Origin of the sequence: Micromonospora sp. NPDC050795, from assembly GCF_044456785.1 — a bacterium.
Classification (GTDB): Bacteria; Actinomycetota; Actinomycetes; order Mycobacteriales; family Micromonosporaceae; genus Micromonospora.
The window spans coordinates 15,563-29,322 of record NZ_JBITGE010000013.1 but is presented as its reverse complement, the minus strand read 5'-3'; the positions used below and the strand labels follow the sequence as shown (position 1 = coordinate 29,322).

General features: G+C 71.1%; 13 protein-coding genes. 7 read left to right on the top strand and 6 right to left on the bottom strand.

The features are described from left to right. Nucleotides 1-12: 12 nt before the first annotated feature. Nucleotides 13-1,758 (top strand): hypothetical protein, encoded by a 1,746-nt coding sequence (locus tag ACIBEF_RS13890; RefSeq protein WP_396793723.1) that lies wholly within the window; start codon nucleotides 13-15, stop codon nucleotides 1,756-1,758. A gap of 74 nt (nucleotides 1,759-1,832) precedes the next feature. On the opposite strand, the gene lexA is transcribed toward ACIBEF_RS13890, so the two are convergent. After that, nucleotides 1,833-2,618: a transcriptional repressor LexA gene (lexA, locus tag ACIBEF_RS13885; RefSeq protein WP_347664061.1), complete on the bottom strand. Its 786-nt coding sequence runs from the start codon at nucleotides 2,616-2,618 to the stop codon at nucleotides 1,833-1,835. A gap of 538 nt (nucleotides 2,619-3,156) precedes the next feature. Between lexA and nrdR the strand changes: the two genes are divergently transcribed. Then, complete coding sequence (nrdR, locus tag ACIBEF_RS13880) at nucleotides 3,157-3,657, top strand: transcriptional regulator NrdR (protein WP_396793722.1); 501 nt, start codon at nucleotides 3,157-3,159, stop codon at nucleotides 3,655-3,657. A gap of 67 nt (nucleotides 3,658-3,724) precedes the next feature. Next, entirely contained in the window at nucleotides 3,725-6,601 is a 2,877-nt protein-coding gene (locus ACIBEF_RS13875; protein ID WP_396793721.1) for a vitamin B12-dependent ribonucleotide reductase, read from the top strand. Between the two features lie 315 nt (nucleotides 6,602-6,916). Here ACIBEF_RS13875 and ACIBEF_RS13870 read toward each other — a convergent pair whose 3' ends face one another. Together ACIBEF_RS13870 and ACIBEF_RS13865 are read right to left on the bottom strand one after the other, a co-directional pair. Then, nucleotides 6,917-7,816 (bottom strand): bifunctional 5,10-methylenetetrahydrofolate dehydrogenase/5,10-methenyltetrahydrofolate cyclohydrolase, encoded by a 900-nt coding sequence (locus ACIBEF_RS13870; protein WP_396793720.1) that lies wholly within the window; start codon nucleotides 7,814-7,816, stop codon nucleotides 6,917-6,919. 178 nt (nucleotides 7,817-7,994) lie between these two features. Then, on the bottom strand, nucleotides 7,995-8,306 hold the full coding sequence (locus tag ACIBEF_RS13865) for an NIPSNAP family protein (RefSeq protein ID WP_396793719.1): 312 nt from the start codon (nucleotides 8,304-8,306) through the stop codon (nucleotides 7,995-7,997). Nucleotides 8,307-8,463: 157 nt separating this feature from the next. On the opposite strand from ACIBEF_RS13865, the gene ACIBEF_RS13860 reads away from it, so the two are divergent. Then, nucleotides 8,464-9,399, top strand: coding sequence for a DUF2332 domain-containing protein (locus ACIBEF_RS13860; RefSeq protein WP_396793718.1), 936 nt, complete (start codon nucleotides 8,464-8,466; stop codon nucleotides 9,397-9,399). A 48-nt stretch (nucleotides 9,400-9,447) separates the two neighbouring features. Here ACIBEF_RS13860 and ACIBEF_RS13855 read toward each other — a convergent pair whose 3' ends face one another. Together ACIBEF_RS13855 and ACIBEF_RS13850 are read right to left on the bottom strand one after the other, a co-directional pair. Then, nucleotides 9,448-10,389 (bottom strand): MerR family transcriptional regulator, encoded by a 942-nt coding sequence (locus ACIBEF_RS13855; protein ID WP_396793717.1) that lies wholly within the window; start codon nucleotides 10,387-10,389, stop codon nucleotides 9,448-9,450. A gap of 54 nt (nucleotides 10,390-10,443) precedes the next feature. Next, nucleotides 10,444-11,007: a dihydrofolate reductase family protein gene (locus ACIBEF_RS13850; RefSeq protein WP_396793716.1), complete on the bottom strand. Its 564-nt coding sequence runs from the start codon at nucleotides 11,005-11,007 to the stop codon at nucleotides 10,444-10,446. Nucleotides 11,008-11,146: 139 nt separating this feature from the next. Here ACIBEF_RS13850 and ACIBEF_RS13845 point away from each other — a divergent pair, with 139 nt between their 5' ends. Then, nucleotides 11,147-11,401 (top strand): DUF5522 domain-containing protein, encoded by a 255-nt coding sequence (locus tag ACIBEF_RS13845; protein WP_355009894.1) that lies wholly within the window; start codon nucleotides 11,147-11,149, stop codon nucleotides 11,399-11,401. Nucleotides 11,402-11,499: 98 nt separating this feature from the next. Beyond that, nucleotides 11,500-12,048 (top strand): hypothetical protein, encoded by a 549-nt coding sequence (locus ACIBEF_RS13840; protein WP_396793715.1) that lies wholly within the window; start codon nucleotides 11,500-11,502, stop codon nucleotides 12,046-12,048. Between the two features lie 19 nt (nucleotides 12,049-12,067). On the opposite strand, the gene ACIBEF_RS13835 is transcribed toward ACIBEF_RS13840, so the two are convergent. Next, nucleotides 12,068-12,757, bottom strand: coding sequence for a metal-dependent transcriptional regulator (locus ACIBEF_RS13835; protein WP_347664054.1), 690 nt, complete (start codon nucleotides 12,755-12,757; stop codon nucleotides 12,068-12,070). 100 nt (nucleotides 12,758-12,857) lie between these two features. On the opposite strand from ACIBEF_RS13835, the gene ACIBEF_RS13830 reads away from it, so the two are divergent. Then, a complete protein-coding gene (locus tag ACIBEF_RS13830) occupies nucleotides 12,858-13,718 on the top strand; it encodes a sulfurtransferase (RefSeq protein ID WP_396793714.1) in 861 nt (286 codons plus the stop codon). Nucleotides 13,719-13,760 lie beyond the last annotated feature (42 nt).

Here is a 13,760-nt window from a genome sequence, read left to right as displayed (position 1 = left end):
GACACTGGCCGAATGCGCCGCGTTGTTTCCTCGGTCACGGTTGCCCTCGGCCTGCTCGGGGCAACCGTGGCGCTCGCCGGAGCCGCCGCGGCGGCTCCCGCCCCTGGGGCGTCCGGGCCGCCCGCCGCGAACCCTGGCCAGAAGCGATGCACAATCACCGACGAGCGCCTACGGGAGCTGTCCGGGCTGGTCGCCACCAAGAGTGGCTACATCGTCATCAACGACGGCACCGACGTGGCGGAGCGCAAGCGGGTCTTCTTCCTCGACAGCAAGTGCAAGATCTCGAAGGAGCCGGTCCGCTACTCGGGGCAGGGTCCGTTCGACACCGAGGATCTCGCCCTGTCCAAGGACGGCCGCACCCTCTGGATCGCCGACACCGGTGACAACCCCGACTCGAAGGAGCGCCGCAGCCGCGTCGCGCTCTGGTCGATGCCGGTCAGCGGCGCCAAGCAGCCGACGCTGCACCGGCTCTCCTACCCCGAGGCCAAACCGCACGACGCTGAGGCGTTGCTCATCGGCGACGACGGAAAACCGCTGATCATCACTAAGGTGACCAGCGGCAAGGCCGAGATCTACACGCCGTCGGCGGCCCTCAAGAGCGGCGACACCGAGCCGGTGCCGATGCGTAAGGCCGGCGAGCTCACGCTGCCGAAGACCCAGACGGAGAACACCCTCAACACGTTCGGCCGGATCGCCATCACCGGCGCGTCCCGGGCACCGGACGGCTCCCGGGTGGTTCTGCGCACGTACGCGGACGCCTTCGAGTTCGACGTGACCGGTGGCGACATCGTGGGTGCGCTCACCACCGGCAAGCCGCGGGTCACGCCGCTGGCCGACCCGTTCGGCGAGGCCATCAGCTACACCCCGGACGGAAAGTCGTTCCTCACCGTCTCCGACGCGGGCCGGTTCAGCGAGGACGAGCCGATCGACATCCTCGGCTACACCCCGTCCACGTCGACGGCCGCGCCACTGGCCGCCGAGGACGGTGCCAAACCGGCCGCCTCGAAGTCCTGGACCGACGGGCTGAGCCTCGACGACATCACGTACCTGGTGGGGGCGGTCGGGCTGATCGGCCTGCTCCTGGTCGCCGCCGGAATCTTCGGCATCGTTCGCGCCCGCCGTCGGCCGCCGACCGCTGACGCGTCCGACCCGTCGGAGCCGGACGATGAGCCGTTCGGCCCGCGTGCCGGCCGTGCCGTCGACGGGTTCCCGGCCGACGATGACCGCAGGGGTGGTGTGTACGGGGGCGGCGCACCGGCCGGCGGCGCTGTCTACGGCGGTGGCGCGGGTCGTGGTGGCCCGGCCCCGGCAGGTGGCGCGGGTCGTGGTGGCCCGGCCCCGGCGGGCGGTGGGGTGTACGGCGGTGGCGGCCGGCCGGCTTCGGCTGACGGCGGCTACGGTGCGCCGCGCCCGGACGGCGGCGGTGCTGGCGTTTACGGCGGCGGTGGTCGTCCCCCCGCTGGTGGTGGTGGCCGTCCCCCGGCCGGTGGCGTTGGTCGTCCCCAGGGCGGCGGTGGTGGTCGTCCGCAGGGCGGCGGTGGTGGTCGTCCGCAGGGCGGTGGTGGTCGTCCTGGCGGTGGCGTGTACGGCGGCGGTGACGGCGGTCAGCCCGGTCGCGCGGAGCCGCCCCGGCGCGGTGGGCAGGAGCCCGACTACCGGGGTCAGCGGCCCAGCCGGCGACGTGACGAGGACGCGCCCGTCGACCCGTACGGGCAGTATCCCGGGGGCGGTCGCGGCCCACGCGGCGACCGTTACTGATCGGACGCTGTAGCGCTCACCTGGCCTGACGAGCGGTGCGGATGAGCGCTTGGTGGCACCCACCCGCCGATCGGTCAGATTCGGCGTAGCACCGCCACGACCCGGCCCATGATGGTGGCGTCGTCGCCGGGGATCGGGTCGAAGGCCGGGTTCTGCGGCATCAGCCAGACGTGCCCGTCGCGCCGCCGGTAGGTCTTCACTGTCGCCTCGCCGTCGAGCATGGCGGCCACGATCTCGCCGGAGTCGGCGGTCGGCTGCTGCCGGACGACCACCCAGTCGCCGTCGCAGATCGCCGCGTCGAGCATCGAGTCGCCCTTGACCTGGAGCATGAAGACCTCGCCCTCACCCACCAGCTCGCGGGGGAGCGGGAAGATGTCCTCCACGGCCTGTTCGGCGAGGATCGGCCCACCGGCGGCGATCCGACCGAGCATCGGCACGTACGCCGGGGTGGGCCGCTGTGCCCTCGACAGCTCGTCGTCGATCGCCTCGCTGGGGGCGCGTACGTCCACCGCGCGCGGCCGGTTCGGGTCGCGGCGCAGGAAGCCCTTCTTCTCCAGCTCCTTGAGCTGGTAGGCGACGCTGGACGGCGACACCAGGCCGACCGCCTCGCCGATCTCGCGGACGCTCGGCGGGTAGCCGTGGCGCTCGACCCAGGTGCGGATGAACTCCAGGATGCGCCGTTGGCGGGCGGTCAGGTCGATCGTCGCCGGGTCGGGGAAGGCGCTGACCACCGGGGTGACCGGACGCACGGCGGGCTGACCCGTCCGGCTGCGCGCGGCGCTGCGGCGTCGGGTGGCCGGGGGGCCCGCCTCGGTGATCTGCTGCGGGCTCTTCGGCCGGCTGGCCCGGTCCTCGGTCACGTCCGTCCTCCCTGGTCGGCGCTGGGTGCCTCGTCGGCTCGTGGTGCGTGCGGTGGTGCCACGTTGTTCATGACCGTATAGGTGAGATCAGTCATTTTCAAACATCTGTACGACCTCTCACCGGCGTGTCGGGGTGAAAAAGCGCTCCGGTCGTACGGATGTTCTGATAAATGGTACGTCAGGTAGCACTGGTGTTCGATCCTGCATCATTTCCCAGCTGGGTCCGGCCGGCTGGCCGGTAACCCGGGCGGCGTCGTGACGTTGGGTCTTCGGGCGTTGTGCGGTGCGTTGATGACCGGATGGTCCGTGACGCGCCGGACACGCCGACCAACTTGACCCGGCTTCCGCGGCGACATACGGTCGACCCCTAGATGTAGTAGTGACACAGGCGTAAGTTGCCTACAGGTTGGGTCTGACTACCGACCGCACTCCCGTAAGGTTCACCACGGCGGGCGCTGTGAGCGCATCACACCGCCGTGGTGAGTCGTGCCCGGGTGTGCCCGGTACGACGCGGTTGATCACGATCAGGAGGTGGGCGATGCGGTGTCCGTACTGCCGGCACGCTGACTCCCGGGTGGTCGACTCGCGGGAGGCCGACGACGGCCAGCTCATCCGACGGCGGCGATCCTGCCCGGAGTGCGGCAAGCGGTTCACCACCGTCGAGGAGGCGGTCCTCGCTGTCGTCAAGCGCAGCGGGGTGACCGAGCCGTTCAGTCGCACGAAGATCATCGGCGGGGTGCGTAAGGCGTGCCAGGGCCGGCCGGTGGACGACGACTCCCTCGCGCTGCTCGCGCAGCGGGTGGAGGAGTCGGTCCGGGCCAAGGGGGCCGCCGAGATCCCCAGCCACGACGTGGGCCTGGCGATCCTGGGTCCGCTACGCGACCTGGACGAGATCGCCTACCTGCGGTTCGCCAGCGTCTACCGCTCGTTCGACTCGCTCGCCGACTTCGAGCGCGAGATCGAGACGTTGCGGTCCGCGGCGCGAGCCCGGGAGCAGGGCCGGGCCGATGCGGTGGAAACCGCCGGCCGTACCAACTGAGTCTTCACGGTTTTTCAAGAGATTGGGACGCGCGGTGGGGCACCGCGCAGACGAGGGGGGCGACGGCGTGACAACTAGCCGTTCACGAAACAAGGCAGGCGCGGGGCTGAAGATCGAGCGGGTGTGGACGACCGAGGGGGTCCACCCGTACGACGAGCTCTCCTGGGAGCGCCGTGACGTCGTGATGACGAACTGGCGGGACGGCTCGATCAACTTCGAGCAGCGTGGGGTGGAGTTCCCGGAGTCGTGGAGCGTCAACGCTGCGAACATCGTCACCACTAAGTACTTCCGGGGAGCGGTGGGGACCCCGGAGCGCGAGTGGTCGCTCAGGCAGCTGATCGACCGGGTGGTCACCACCTACCGCACCGCTGGTGAGGAGTACGGCTACTTCGCGAGCCCGGCCGACGCCGAGGTCTTCGCGCACGAGCTGACCTGGATGCTGCTGAACCAGGTGTTCAGCTTCAACTCGCCGGTCTGGTTCAACGTCGGCACGCCGTCGCCGCAGCAGGTCAGCGCCTGCTTCATCCTGGCCGTCGACGACTCGATGGACTCGATCCTCGACTGGTACAAGGAGGAGGGGCTGATCTTCAAGGGCGGCTCCGGCTCCGGGGTCAACCTGTCGCGCATCCGTTCGTCCCGTGAGCTGCTCTCCTCCGGCGGCAACGCCTCCGGCCCGGTCAGCTTCATGCGCGGCGCGGACGCCTCCGCCGGCACCATCAAGTCCGGCGGCGCGACCCGCCGGGCGGCCAAGATGGTCATCATCGACGTGGACCACCCGGACATCCAGGAGTTCGTGGTCACGAAGGCGCGCGAGGAGGACAAGATCCGCGCGCTGCGTGACGCCGGGTTCGACATGGACCTCGGTGGCTCCGACATCGTCAGCGTGCAGTACCAGAACGCCAACAACTCGGTCCGGGTCTCCGACGAGTTCATGTCGGCGGTCGAGAACGGCAAGGGCTTCGACCTGCGCGGCCGGCTGGACGGCTCGGTGATCGAGACCGTCGACGCCAAGAACCTGTTCCGCTCCATCTCGCAGGCAGGCTGGGAGTGCGCCGACCCCGGTCTGCAGTACGACGACACGATCAACGACTGGCACACCTGCCCGGAGACCGGGCGGATCACCGCGTCGAACCCGTGCTCGGAGTACCTGCACCTGGACAACTCCTCGTGCAACCTGGCGTCGCTCAACCTGATGAAGTTCCTCCGCGCCGACGGTGGCTTCGAGGTGGAGAAGTTCGTCAAGTCCGTCGAGTTCGTCATCACCGCGATGGACATCTCGATCTGCTTCGCGGACTTCCCGACCGAGAAGATCGGTGAGACCTCCCGCGCCTACCGGCAGCTCGGCATCGGCTACGCCAACCTGGGCGCCCTGCTGATGGCCAGCGGCCTGCCATACGACTCGGAGCAGGGTCGCTCGGTCGCCGCGTCGATCACGTCGCTGATGACCGGCACCGCCTACCGCCGTTCCGCCGAGCTGGCCGGTGTCGTCGGCCCGTACGACGGCTACGCCCGCAACGCGGAGCCGCACAAGCGGGTCATGCGCAAGCACGCCGCGGCCAACGACGAGATCAAGCCGACCAGCCCGGTGGCCACCGCGATCGTCCGCGAGGCGACCAAGCAGTGGACCCAGGGCAACAAGATCGGCGACAAGTTCGGCTGGCGCAACGCGCAGGCGAGCGTCCTCGCCCCGACCGGCACCATCGGCTTCATGATGGACTGCGACACGACCGGCGTGGAGCCGGACCTGGCGCTGGTCAAGTTCAAGAAGCTCGTCGGCGGCGGCTCGATGCAGATCGTCAACCAGACGGTGCCGCGCGCCCTGCGCAGCCTCGGCTACCCCGAGGAGCAGGTCGAGGCGATCGTCGAGCACATCGCCGACCACGGCCACGTGGTGGACGCCCCCGGCCTCAAGCCGGAGCACTACCCGGTCTTCGACTGCGCCATGGGGGAGCGGACGATCGCCCCGATGGGTCACGTGCGGATGATGGCGGCCATCCAGCCGTTCGTGTCCGGCGCGATCTCCAAGACGGTCAACATGCCGGAGGCGGCCACCGTCGAGGACGTCGAGAAGATCTACTTCGAGGGCTGGAAGCTCGGCCTCAAGGCGCTGGCGATCTACCGGGACAACTGCAAGGTCGGCCAGCCGCTGTCGGTGGCCAAGTCCAACAAGACCACCGAGCCGGCCGCCGTCGAGACCGCAACGGCCGCGCCGGCCGCGGTCGAGAAGGTCATCGAGTACCGGCCGGTGCGTAAGCGCCTGCCGAAGAAGCGCCCGTCCGAGACGGTCAGCTTCTCCGTCGGTGGCGCCGAGGGCTACCTGACCGCGTCGTCCTACCCGGACGACGGCCTCGGTGAGGTCTTCCTGAAGATGTCCAAGCAGGGCTCGACCCTGGCCGGGGTGATGGACGCCTTCTCGGTGGCCATCAGCATCGGCCTCCAGTACGGCGTGCCGCTGGAGACGTTCGTCAGCAAGTTCACCAACATGCGCTTCGAGCCGGCCGGCATGACCGACGACCCGGACGTGCGGATGGCAGCCTCGGTGATGGACTACATCTTCCGTCGCCTGGCACTGGACTTCCTGCCCTACGAGCGTCGCGCCGAGCTGGGCATCTTCACCGCGTCGGAGCGGGCCGCGCAGCTGCGGGCCGAGGCCGACGCGGAGGCCGCCGCCGCCGTCACCGGCGCCGACCTCACCGCGATGGCGTCGTCCGCGCCGGTGGAGACCCCGGCCAAGCCGGAGGCGCTCGCTCAGCCGGCCCAGGAGATGGCCGACGTGGCCGCCGCCAAGCCGGCTCCGAGCGTGGGCTCCAGCACCGAACTGCTGGAGGCCGTGATCGGCAAGGCCGCCGACGCGCCGCTGTGCTTCACCTGCGGTACGAAGATGCGCCCCGCCGGTAGCTGCTACGTCTGCGAGGGCTGCGGCTCCACCAGCGGCTGCAGCTGACGTACGCGTAAAGCGGCGCTGCCCCGATCTCCGTGCTGGAGGTCGGGGCAGCGCCGCTTCTCCAGTGTCCGCGACTCGGCTGGCCGTTCCGATTCATCGGCACGACGGGCCCGGTCCTCCACCGTCGAGCATGATCAAGTGATGAAAAGTAGGTCGGGGTGCCATCTCTGACCTACTTTTCATCACTTGACCATCGATGTTCTGTCTGCGTGGTCTGGGCGGCCGAGGATCTGACCCGGGTGCCCGCCGGGCTGCTGCACCGGCGTTTCCTGGGCTGGGCCCGGTGACCGTTGGCGGCGCGGCGACGTGGCCGGGCTACTCGCTCGCTCGTTCGGCGGCGCGGACGGCGTTGCGGAACAGCATCGCGACGGTGGTCGGGCCGACTCCGCCGACCCGGGGGGTGATGGCGCCGGCCACCTCGGCGCACGCTTCGTCCACATCCGGCAGGAGGCGCCGCCCGTCGTAGCGGACGCCGGCGCCGATGACGACCGCGCCGGGCTTGACGTGCTCAGGCTTCACGATCCCGGGTACGCCGGCGGCGGCGACGAGGATGTCGGCGCGGCGGGTGTAGCGGTCCCAGTCGGGCACGCCGGTGTGGACGACGGTGACGGCGGCGTTGGCGGTCGGGCGCTTCTGGGCGAGCAGCATCGCCAGGGGCCGGCCCAGGGTGGCGCCCCGGCCGAGGATGACGACCTCACGGCCGGCGACGGGGATTTCGTAGTACGCCAGGAGGGCTTCGATGCCGGCGGGGGTGCACGGCAGCGGGCCGGGCAGGCCGACGGCGAGACACCCCATGTTCAGTGGGTGCATGCCGTCGACGTCCTTGTCCGGGTCGATGGTCTGCAACGCCGCGTCGTAGTCCAGATGCCCCGGCACGGGGTACTGCACGAGCAGCCCGTGCACGTCGGGATCGGTGTTGAATCGGGCAATGGCCTGGTGCAGCTCGGCCTGGGTGGCGGTTGCCGGCAGATGCACGTGCGGGGAGGCGAACCCGAGCGCGGCGGCCTGACGCTGTTTGATGGCGATGTAGCCGGCGCTGGCGTCGTCGTCGCCGACGAGGATGGTGGCGAGGCTCGGTGTGATCCCGCGGCTGCGCAGCCGGGCGGCTGCGGCGGCGGTCTCGGCCAGGACGGCTTCGGCGACGGGTGCACCCGGCAGGAGCCGGGCCGCGCCCGATGCGGTGTGGTGCTCGGCGGATGGGCTGGTCGTGGTCATGACGGTTCCTCGACGCAGGCGCCCAGGCGGTCGACGCCCGCGAGAGGCTCCCCGATGGTTTCGACCATCCCCGTGCCGCCAGTCGCCGGTGCCTCGATCATGCCCCATCACCAGGGCAACTGCCCAGTTGGACCAGCAGCGCCGCCGAAGCGGTGCCGCCGAGGAAAGCCGGTCGGGTCTAGTCGGTCGGCAGGAGCGGGCGCATGAACGTTCGTTCGTAGCGCACGACACAACCCGAGTTGTCCCGGATGCTGTCGGCCGCGACGAACTCCGGGTCGTTGCCGAACCGTGCGCGGTAACGCTCGTAGGCCGCCAGGCTCTCGAAGCTGAACAGCGCCTCGGCCTTGTCGCTGGCACCCTCGGCGGGCAGGAAGTAGCCGTGGTGCACGCCACCGTGCTTGGCCACCAGCCGCATCCATGCCCGGGCGAAGTCCTCGAACGCTTCGATCTGTGCGGGATCGATGGTGTAGTGCACGACGCAGGTGATCACGCCGTCACCCTACGGCCGGAGGTTCGGTAACACCCGTGCTCCGCCTGACGAAGAAGGGGTGTGAAGGCTACTGGCTTTCGAGGTCTTCTACCTCCGGCACGTGGAGGCGGTGGGCCGACGTGCTGAATACCGAGGAATGGGCTGCGACGATGAGGCCATGACGACCGCTGAGACGTACGCCGAGTTCGGCAGCCGCGAGGCGCGCGGGGTGTCGCCCACGTACGAGCGTCTGTCGCAGGCGGTCGCCCGCGACGACGACCTGCTCACCCTGCTCGACGGGCTGCCGCCAGCCAAGCGGCAGCCGAATCTGCTGTTCGGCGTCGTCCGTTGGCTCGGTGGCCCGGTCGACGACCCGGCCATGTTCCACGACTACGTGGTGACGCACTGGCCGGCCATCGAGACGCAGATGCTCACCCGGGCGACCCAGACGAACGAGGCGGGCCGATGCGCGGTCCTGCTGCCGGTGCTCGCCGCGCTACCGCAGCCCCTCGCCCTGCTGGAGGTCGGTGCGTCGGCCGGGCTCTGCCTCTACCCCGACCGGTACGCGTACCGGTACGGCGACCGTCAGATCGGCTCGGGTGAGCCGCTGCTCGACTGCGCGGCCGACGGGTTGGTGCCGCCGGCAGGCGTACCCCGGGTGGTGTGGCGGGCCGGGCTCGACCTCAACCCGCTCGACGTGACCGACCCCGACGACGTGTCCTGGTTGGACGCGCTGATCTGGCCGGAACAGGCCCATCGGCGGGCCCGGCTGCGCGCCGCGGCGGCGGTGGCCGCAGCCGACCCGCCGTTGCTGGTCCGCGGTGACCTGGTGGACGATCTGCCGGCGCTGGCCGCGCGGGCGCCGACCGATGCGACGCTGGTGGTCTTCCACACCTCCGTGCTCTATCAGGTGCCGTCCCCGCGCCGGGACGCGTTCGTCCGGTTGGTCGGCGAGCTGCCGGGGCACTGGGTGGCGAACGAGGCGCCCACGGTGCTCCGGTACGACGGACTGCCCGCTCCGCCGAGCGACGCGCTGCACAACGTCCTCGCGCTCGACGGAAAGCCGCTGGCCTGGACCAGAGGCCACGGTCAGGCGCTCACCTGGTTCGGCTGACGTCACCGATCCGACCGGCCGCCACGCCGTTGGTTCGACCCGGTGAGCTCAGCGGGCCGGCTCGGGCATCCGGTGGCGCAGGGCCCGGATGAACCAGTCCACCGCAGGCGTCGTCGCATCGCCTGTCGACCAGCCGTTGAGCACCGCCAACAGGTCGAGGTAGCGGTCCCGGCGGGGGTCGTTGGCCGGCACCAGCCGGTCGAGCAACCGCTGACGCAGGTCGGCCTCGTCGGAGTGACCGTGCAGGTTCGCGTACCGCTTGGTGACGGCCGCGACCACCGGACCGGCGTCCGGGCTGGTCGGGTCGAGACCGGCCGCGAGGGCTGGGGCCACCGCGTCCCGGACCACCGCGACGGCGTCCGGGCGGGGCAGCCCCGGGATGTCGTGGTCGGCGGCGTGCTGCCGCGCGAGTCGCCGCATCCGGGCCCGGAACTCCCGGTCCCGGCACAACTCGGCCAGCTCTAGCCACGCCTCGACCTGCTCAGTGCTCGGGTCGTCGGGGAGCTCCGGTGTCAACGAGACGATCACACCCGGGTACGCGGTCTGGTCGCCGAGGCCGGCGAAGACGCCGTCCAGGAAGTCCGCCACCAACTGCCCGCGTTCGTGGGTGGTGAGCTGGGTCAGTCGATGCAGCTCGTCCACCTCGGCCGGGCTCGACCCGCGTTTCGCCGCGACGGTGAGCACCGCCTGGCGCAGCCGCAGCACCCGGATCTGCACGGCCAACGCCTCGGCGTGCGCGGCGGCCACCTCGTGCAGGGGCACCTCGTCGTTCACCACCCGCCGGATGGTGGCCAGGTCCAGGCCCAGGTCACGCAGCGTCCGGACCAGCTCCAACCGGGCCACGGCCGCCGGGCCGTACCGCCGGTAGCCGGCCGGGCTCCGATCGGTCGGCGGCACGATCCCGCTGTCGGCGTAGTACCGGATGGTCTTGACGCTCAGGCCGGTCCGTCGGGCCAGCTCGCCGATCGTGTGACGCGTCTCCCCGCTCATGCCCCCACCCTCGCGTCTCCCCCCGGTGGAGACTCAAGCAGCTGCGCTCATCGGTCAGCGGACCCGCTGGTGGTGGAGCAGGACCACGCCGTTGCCGAAGACGCGGCTCTCCACCAGCCGCAGACCGGTCGGAGTCTCGGCGTCGGGGAAGAGTCGGCGGCCCCGACCGACGAGCACCGGGTGGATGTAGATCCGGTACTCGTCGATCAGGTCGTGTCGGGCGAACGTCGCGGCCAGGTCGGCCCCACCGAGCGCCAGGTCGCCGCCCGGTTCGGCGGTGAGCTTGCGGACCTGCTCGACGTCGACCTCGCGCACGACCGTGGAGTTCCAGGCGGCGTGGTCGAGGGTGCGCGAATAGACGACCTTCGGCATGTCCCGCCAGATCCGGGCGAACTCGCGCTCCGGGCCGCTGGCGGTCGGGTCCTGATCGGCGGTCGGCCAGTAGGCGGCCATCAGCTCGTAGCTGACCCGGCCGTTGAGGAACCCGCCCATTGGGGCGATCACGTCGTTGAAGTGCTGGTGCAACTCCTCGTCGACCTGGTGCCAACTAATGTCCCCACCCGGGCCTTCGAAGAACCCGTCCAACGACAGGCTCATCTGCACAACGATCTTCCGCATCGCGTCTCCTCCGTAGGATTCGATGGTTGTCGACCTCGATCGTCGTCGGACCGTACGACGAAACGCGACCACGCCGGGGGCATCTCGCCGGATTCCAGGCACCGGGAGGCCGACAAAGCGCCGTCCCTAGACTGCTGCGGTGAGCGAAGAGCGGAAACCCCTGGCCGGCCGGCCGCTCACCGAGCCGCACCCCTCCCGGCTGTCACCGGAGCACCCCGACCGGGCCCGGATCCTCGCCGCGCATACCGCCGCGTTGGCCGCCGGTGAGGCTGGTTACCTCGACCCGGCGAGCGGGCTGTTCGTGCTCAGCGCCGGCTTCCTGGCCCGTCGTGGCACGTGCTGCGGGCGCGGCTGCCGGCACTGTCCGTACGTGGACGATCCACCGTCGGAATAGGCGTCAGCGGGGGCTTTCGCCCGACACCGACACCCCGTACGGTGTCCGACGGACACCTGGCGGGCGCCTTCCGCCGTCGGTCGGCGAGAGGGTGGAACGTGCGCGGGCGGATCATGGTCGCCGGGCTGGCCGGGCTGCTGGTGAGCGGGTGCGCCGAGGAGGCGGAACCGGTGGCGGTGCCGCCGCCGGTGCCGATCGCGGTGGACGTGGCGGCGGCCTCCTCGGGCGGCGCCTGCCGTCTGCTGGACTTCGCGGTGATCGAGCAGGTGGTGAAGGTCCGCTTCGACGTGGCGGCGGCCAGCGAGCAGGGCGACACCCACACCTGTGTGGTCCGGGCCGCGGGTGCCACTCTGCCGGAGTTGACGCTCAGCGTGACCGAGACCACGATCGACAAGACCACCTTCGGCGCGGACGTGGTGCCGGACAAGGCGGCGAAGGTCACCGGGCTGGGTCAGCAGGCGTACAAGCGGACCACCGCGGCGGCGAGCGGGCACGGGCCGGTCGCCGAGGTGGGCTGGCTGGCCGGCGACGGAAGGCTGGCCACGGTGAGTTGGACCACGGCCCGTGGCAGTGAGCGCTCGGCGGCGGAGAAGCTGACCGGTGACCTGACCGCGTTGGCGAAAAAGGTGGACACCCGGGCGTTGTGACGCCCGGATGCCCGGTTGATCAGTTGGCGGCGACGAAGACCCGGGAGGCGACCTCGCGGGGCAGCCGCACCCGGTCACCGGAGCGGTCGATCGACACGCCGTCGCGCTCCTGGGCCACTGTCACAGTGGCGCCCGGGTCGACACCAGCGGCGTGCAGCTGACGCAGCACGTCGCCGTCGGTCTGCACGCTCTCGCAGATCCGGCGGACCACCACCGGCCCGGAGAGGCCGGGGAAGGCCAGGTTGCGCTCACCCTCGGCGGCCTCGGTCGCTTCCGCCTCGGGGGAGCCCAGCTCCTCCAGGCCCGGGATCGGGTTGCCGTACGGGGAGCGGGTCGGCCGGTTGAGCAGGTCGTAGACCCGCTTCTCCACCGCGTCGCTCATCACGTGCTCCCAGCGGCAGGCCTCCTCGTGGGCCTCCTCGTAGGGCATCCCGATGACGTTGACCAGCAGCAGCTCGGCGAGGCGGTGCTTGCGCATCACGGAGACGGCCGTGCCGCGACCCAGCGCGGTGAGCGTGAGGTGTCGGTCACCCTCGACGGTGAGCAGGCCGTCCCGCTCCATCCGGGCGACGGTCTGGCTCACTGTGGGGCCGCTCTGTCGTAGCCGCTCGGCAATCCGGGCACGCAGCGGTGGCACCCCCTCCTCTTCGAGTTCGAGGATGGTGCGCAGGTACATTTCGGTCGTGTCGACCAGGTCGTGAGACTTCATAACGTCAGCGGCCCTCCGGTGCACGATGGTACCTCGGGTGAACGGCCGACGACCGTCGCCGAACCGCGTGCCGTCCAGCCGAATGGTGTTGGATGTCGCCATGTCCGGTACCCAGGAGCCGTTGGTCGAGGTCGACCGGCTCGTCGCCGAGCTCGACCAGGTCGACCCGCCCACCCTGCTCGACGTCCGCTGGCGGCTCATCGGCCCGCCCGGGCATGACGACTACCTCGCCGGCCACCTGCCGGGGGCCGTCTTCGTCGACCTGGACACCGCGCTCTGTGGGGTGCCCGGCGTCGGCGGCCGGCACCCGTTGCCCGACCCGGCGGCGTTGCAGGCGACGCTGCGGGCCGCCGGCGTCCGCGCCGGTCACCCCGTGGTGGTGTACGACGGCGGCGACGGCATGGCCGCCTCGCGGGCCTGGTGGACGCTGCGCTGGGCCGGCCACCGGCCGGTGCGCCTGCTGCACGGCGGCTACCCGGCCTGGGTCGCCGCCGGCCGACCCGTCTCCACCGACGCGCCCGCCCCACCCCCCGGTGACATCGTGGTGCGCCCCGGGGATCTCCCGGTGCTCGACGCCGGGCAGGCCGCCGCGTTGGCCGCCGCGGACGATGCCGTGCTGCTCGACGTACGGGCGGCGCCCCGCTACCGGGGCGAGGTCGAGCCGATCGACCCGGTGGCCGGGCACGTGCCGGGAGCGGCGAACCTGCCCGCCGGGGAGTACGTCGGGCCGGACGGCCGTTTCCTGGCCGCCGACGTGCTGAGTGAGCGGTTCGCCGCCGCCGGGGTGACCGAGGGGCGGCCCGTCGGGGCGTACTGCGGCTCGGGGGTGACCGCCGCCCAGGCGGTGCTGGCGCTGCACCTGGCCGGCCGGACGGACGCCGCGCTCTACGTTGGATCGTGGAGCAACTGGGTGGCGGACCCGACCCGACCGGTCGCCTCGGGGTCGACGCCCGGCCACTGACCAGCGCGTGCGGTGGGCCCGCGCCGATCCTCGTGCGACGAT

Bases quoted from the DNA above. Each gene is read 5' to 3' on its own strand.
- ACIBEF_RS13890 (WP_396793723.1), top strand. From the start codon at position 13: ATGCGCCGCGTTGTTTCCTCGGTCACGGTTGCCCTCGGCCTGCTCGGG.
- nrdR (WP_396793722.1), top strand. From the start codon at position 3,157: ATGCGGTGTCCGTACTGCCGGCACGCTGACTCCCGGGTGGTCGACTCG.
- ACIBEF_RS13870 (WP_396793720.1), bottom strand. From the start codon at position 7,816: ATGACCACGACCAGCCCATCCGCCGAGCACCACACCGCATCGGGCGCG.
- ACIBEF_RS13860 (WP_396793718.1), top strand. From the start codon at position 8,464: ATGACGACCGCTGAGACGTACGCCGAGTTCGGCAGCCGCGAGGCGCGC.
- ACIBEF_RS13855 (WP_396793717.1), bottom strand. From the start codon at position 10,389: ATGAGCGGGGAGACGCGTCACACGATCGGCGAGCTGGCCCGACGGACC.
- ACIBEF_RS13850 (WP_396793716.1), bottom strand. From the start codon at position 11,007: ATGCGGAAGATCGTTGTGCAGATGAGCCTGTCGTTGGACGGGTTCTTC.
- ACIBEF_RS13835 (WP_347664054.1), bottom strand. From the start codon at position 12,757: ATGAAGTCTCACGACCTGGTCGACACGACCGAAATGTACCTGCGCACC.
- ACIBEF_RS13830 (WP_396793714.1), top strand. From the start codon at position 12,858: ATGTCCGGTACCCAGGAGCCGTTGGTCGAGGTCGACCGGCTCGTCGCC.